The 4,883-nt window shown below is 70.8% G+C and carries 4 protein-coding genes; all 4 read right to left on the minus strand.

Annotated features, from left to right (window positions below):
- The coding region (locus FV222_RS17455) for an AraC family transcriptional regulator (RefSeq protein WP_147815276.1) at nucleotides 1-846 on the minus strand (846 nt) is incomplete at its 3' end.
- A 216-nt stretch (nucleotides 847-1,062) separates the two neighbouring features.
- The gene (locus tag FV222_RS17460) at nucleotides 1,063-2,685 is read right to left on the minus strand and encodes an ABC-F family ATP-binding cassette domain-containing protein (protein WP_147762482.1); all 1,623 of its coding nucleotides are present in this window, start codon (nucleotides 2,683-2,685) and stop codon (nucleotides 1,063-1,065) included.
- A gap of 69 nt (nucleotides 2,686-2,754) precedes the next feature.
- Nucleotides 2,755-3,108 (minus strand): hypothetical protein, encoded by a 354-nt coding sequence (locus FV222_RS17465; RefSeq protein WP_147762483.1) that lies wholly within the window; start codon nucleotides 3,106-3,108, stop codon nucleotides 2,755-2,757.
- A 266-nt stretch (nucleotides 3,109-3,374) separates the two neighbouring features.
- The coding region (locus FV222_RS17470) for an efflux RND transporter permease subunit (protein WP_147815278.1) at nucleotides 3,375-4,883 on the minus strand (1,509 nt) is incomplete at its 5' end.

The raw sequence follows: 4,883 nt of genomic DNA on the forward strand, positions 1-4,883 counted from the left end.
GCCTCGAACGGGTCCGCAACGTGCTGCGCCGCCGCGGCGGCGCAGCACGTTGCGGACCCGTTCGAGGCGCCGCAGCTGGATGAAGCGCGCGACGCCGCCGTCCGCGGCGAAGCACCGGTACAGCACGGTGCGCGAGATCCCGACGCCGCCGGCGATCGCGTCGGCGTCGAGGCCGTGGTCCGACAGGTGCGCCTCGATGAACGCCTCGACCTTCCGGCGGCGTCCGCCGTCGGGCTGCCCCAACGCGGCGACGGCCTCGGCACCCGGCGGCGTCCCCTTGAGGGCCGCGGCCAGGAGCATGCCGAGCACGGGGCCGAACTGGTCCGACGTGTCCGGGGTCAGCGCCTCGACGCGGTGTGTGAAGGAGATCATCAGGTCGGCGATCACGCCGGCCACCCGCTGCGACAGCACCGTGCCGTGGAAGGCCCGCGGGTCCGGGATCAGCGACCCGATCTGGTCGCGGGCCACCGCCACGGTGATCGTGTGCGTGTCGTCGCACCGGTTCCGCTGCGGCGCGCTGGTGTCGATGACCAGGATCTCGCCCGGGCGCAGGCGGCGCTCCTCGCCCTCCGCGCCGGCGACCAGGGTGCCGGAGAGCAGCAGGTGGAGCGTGAGGTGGTCGAAGCCGTCGCGGCGGACGCGGGCGACGTCGCGGTCGTGGCCGACGCCGGCGAGCCGGCGCTCGAACACCAGCATGCGGTTGAAGCGGTAGGCCCGCACCTCGGCGTGGAACGCCCCGTCCGTGCGCGTCACGTCGGCGCCGGTCGCGTAGAGGGCGTGATACGCGTCGAACCCGACGGCCGGGCGCAGGGCCTTGCTGGAGAAGGAGAGCAAGGGCAGCGACACGTTCTTCGACCCCTGCTGGCGCGGACCGCGATCGGCCTCGGCCCGCGATAACCCTAACCTATGTGAATCACCTAAAGGATTCGACAAGACTAGGGCGAGGTCTGCAACGCATGGTCGTGCGGTCGGCCGCCGTCTTCCCTGGGTGGGATCACGTATAGGCGCCTCGAACAGCTCGCGGTCTACGCAGGCGCGAAGGTCACCGCCCTCGTCGCGCCTTCAGCTGCGCAGGCCCGGTGCCTCCTGACCCGTCCGGGCCACGTACTCGGTGTAGCCGCCACCGTATTGGTGGATGCCGTCAGGGGTGAGTTCGAGCACCCGGTTCGAGAGCGCGGCCAGGAAGTGGCGGTCGTGGCTGACGAACAGCATCGTGCCCTCGTAGCTGGACAGCGCGTCGATCAGCATCGCCTTGGTGCCGATGTCGAGGTGGTTGGTGGGCTCGTCCAACACCAGGAAGTTCGGCGGGTCGAACAGCATCTTGGCCATCACCAGCCGCGCCTTCTCGCCGCCCGACAGCACCCGGCAGCGCTTCTCCACGTCGTCGCCCGAGAAGCCGAAGCAGCCGGCGAGCGCCCGCAAGGACCCCTGGCCGGCCTGCGGGAAGGTGCTCTCCAGGTCCTGGAAGACGGTGAGATCCCCGTCGAGCAGGTCCATAGCGTGCTGGGCGAAGTAGCCGAGCTTGACGCTGCCGCCGACCGCGACCGTGCCGTCGTCGGGCGCGGCCGAGCCGGTGACGAGCTTCAGAAGCGTCGACTTGCCGGCGCCGTTGACGCCCATCACGCACCAGCGCTCGCGCCGGCGGATGCCGAAATCCAGGCCCTCGTAGATCGTGCGGCTGCCGTAGCGCTTGTGCACGCCCTTGAGCATCACGACGTCGTCGCCCGAGCGCGGCGCCGGCTGGAACTCGAACGTCACCGATTGCCGGCGCTTCGGGGGTTCCACCCGCTCGATCTTGTCGAGCTTCTTCACGCGGCTCTGCACCTGGGCGGCATGGGAGGCCCGGGCCTTGAAGCGCTCGATGAACTTGATCTCCTTGGCCAGCATCGCCTGCTGGCGCTCGAACTGCGCCTGCTGTTGGCTCTCGTTCAGCGCCCGCTGCTGCTCGTAGAAGGCGTAGTCGCCGGAGAACGTGGTGATGGTGCCGCCGTCGATCTCGATCACCTTGCCGACGATGCGGTTCATGAACTCGCGGTCGTGCGAGGTCATCAGCAGCGCGCCCTCGAAGCCCTTGAGGAAGGATTCGAGCCAGATCAGGCTCTCCAGGTCGAGGTGGTTCGACGGCTCGTCGAGCAGCATCACGTCCGGGTTCATCAGGAGGATGCGGGCCAGCGCCACGCGCATCTTCCAGCCGCCCGACAACTTGCCGACGTCGCCGTCCATCATCTCCTGGCTGAAGCTCAGGCCAGCCAGCACCTCGTAGGCCCGGCCTTCGAGCGCGTAGCCGTCGAGCTCCTCGAAGCGCGCCTGGACCTCGCCGTAGCGGGCGATCAGCGCGTCCATCTCGTCGGCCCGGTCGGGATCGGAGAACGCCGCCTCCAGCGCCTTCATCTCCAGGCCGACCGCGCTAACCGGGCCGGCGCCGTCCATCACCGCCGAGACCACGCTGCAGCCCGACATCTCGCCGACGTCCTGGCTGAAATAGCCGATGGTGACGCCGCGATCGGTGGAGACCTGGCCCTCGTCGGGCTCCTCCTCGCCGGTGATCATCCGGAACAGGGTGGTCTTGCCGGCGCCGTTGGGGCCGACGAGCCCGATCTTCTCGCCCTTCTGCAGGGCGGCCGACGCCTCGATGAAGACGATCTGCCGGCCGTTCTGCTTGCCGATCTTTTCGAGGCGTATCATGCGGTGGAAAGGCCCTGGTGTGGTCCCGCGGGCCTTACGGCATCGGGCGCATCACCGAAAGGGCAGGGCTCATCTCTCGAAGCGGGCTTGCAGGGTGTGGCCGTGCATCCGCGCCGACAGCACCACCTTGGCGCCGGCGGGCAGCGGCGCCTTGAGCGTGCCGACGAGCCGGTTCGGCTCTGCGCCGGCCAGCGCCACCGTCTCGGTCCGGCCCCCGGCCTGGACGAAGGCCTTGCCGGTCACGCCGACGGTCTTGGCCGGGCCGCCGTCGTCGTCGGTGACGAAGAAGGTCAGCGCGGCGTCCGAGGCGACGAACTCGATCGGATGCCCGTCCGCCACCACCACGACGCCGCCGTTCGGGCCGGCGGCGAGGGCCGGGACGGCGAGGGTGAGGAAGAGGGCGGTGGCGAGGATGGGGCGCATGGACGGCTCCTGGGTTTTACGGGGGGAGGTCTATCGAAGGTCCTTCGCAAGGCCTCGACATCTTCGCGATGAAGCGCGGGCCCCCTCTCCCGGGCGGGAGAGGGTTGGGGTGAGGGGCGAGAACTGTCCGGAGGGGGCACGCCCCTCATCCCAGCCTTCTCCCCCCGGGAGAAGGAGCCGCGGTGCGTCTCGCGCGATCCGTACCGGAGCCGTCGTCTGACTGCGCGGCGGTCCTAGGGGGGAGGGAGACGTAGCGGAAAGCCCCGTCAAAACGCCTCGGCCGTCGCACCCCCGGCCGGCGCCTCCGCGCGGGCGGCGGCCCGCAGGCGTTCCAGCGGCTTGCGGCCGAAGGCGAGGAACAGGATCGGCGTCAGCACCGTGTCGAGCAGCGTCGCGCTGATCAGGCCGCCGAAGATCGTCACCGCGACCGGGTGCAGGATCTCCTTGCCCGGCGCGTCGGCGCCGACCAGCAGCGGCGCCAGCGCGATGCCGGCCGCGAGCGCCGTCATCAGCACCGGCGTCAACCGCTCCAGGCTGCCGCGGATCACGAGGTCCGGCCCGAACGGCAGGTCCTCGTGGATCGCGAGGTTCAGCCAATGGCTGATCTTCAGGATGCCGTTGCGCGTGGCGATGCCGGTGAGGGTGATGAAGCCGATCATCGAGGCGACCGAGAGCGGCTGCCCGGCGAGCCACAGGCCGACCACCGAGCCGATCAGCGCCAGCGGGATGCTGCCGAGGATGATCAGGGTCAGCACCGCCGAGCGGTAGCGCCCGTAGAGCAGGGTGAAGACCAGCGCCAGCGAGACGAGCGAGAGCAGGCCGATGGTGCGCGCCGCCTCGCCCTGCGCCTGGAACGAACCTTCGAGGCTCGTGGCGTAGCCCGGCGGCCATAGGGTGGCGTCCACCTGCTCGCGGATGGCGGCGACGACCCGGCCCATGTCGGCGCCCGGCGCGGTGTTGGCCTGGACGACGATCCTGCGCCTGGCGTTCTCGCGCAGGATCTGGTTCGGGCCGTCGGTCTCGCGGATGTCGGCGATCTGGCGCGCGGGCACCCAGCCGGACGGCGTCTCGACCAGGAGGTCGCCGAGCGCCTGGGTCGTGCGCTGGGTGTCGGACAGCCGCATCACCACGTCGAAGCGGCGGACGCCGTCCACCACCCGCGAGACCACCTGGCCGTTCGAGAGCCGGCTCAATTGCTCGACGAGGGCCGCCGGCTGCACGCCGTAGAGGGCGGCCCGGGCGTAGTCGACCCGGACCTCGAGCTGCGGGATCAGCACCTGCTTCTCGACCTGCAGGTCGGCGATGCCGGGGATCGCGGCCAGGCGCTGCCGCAGGTCTCCGGCGAGGCTGCGCAGGGTGTCGAGGTCGTCGCCGAAGATCTTCAGGGCGATCTCGGCCCGCACGCCCGAGAGCATGTGGTCGAGCCGGTGCGAGATCGGCTGGCCGACGTTGACGCCGACCGGCAGCAGGGCGAGGCGGGAGCGGATGTCGGCGACGAGGGCGTCCTTGGCCCGGGCGCCGGGCTTCAGGTCCACCTCCAGGTCGGAGGAGTGGACGCCCTCGGCGTGCTCGTCGAGCTCGGCCCGGCCGGTGCGGCGGCCGACGGAGCGCACGTCGGGGATCTCCAGGAGCAGGCGCTCGGCCACCAGCCCCATCCGATTGCTCTCGGGCAGCGAGATGCCGGGGTTGAACGTCATGTTGACGGTGAACGAGCCCTCGTTGAACGGCGGCAGGAAGGCGCGCGGCAGCCACGCCGCCGCGACGCCGGCCGCCGC

Origin of the sequence: Methylobacterium sp. WL103, from assembly GCF_008039885.1 — a bacterium.
Classification (GTDB): Bacteria; Pseudomonadota; Alphaproteobacteria; order Rhizobiales; family Beijerinckiaceae; genus Methylobacterium; species Methylobacterium cerastii.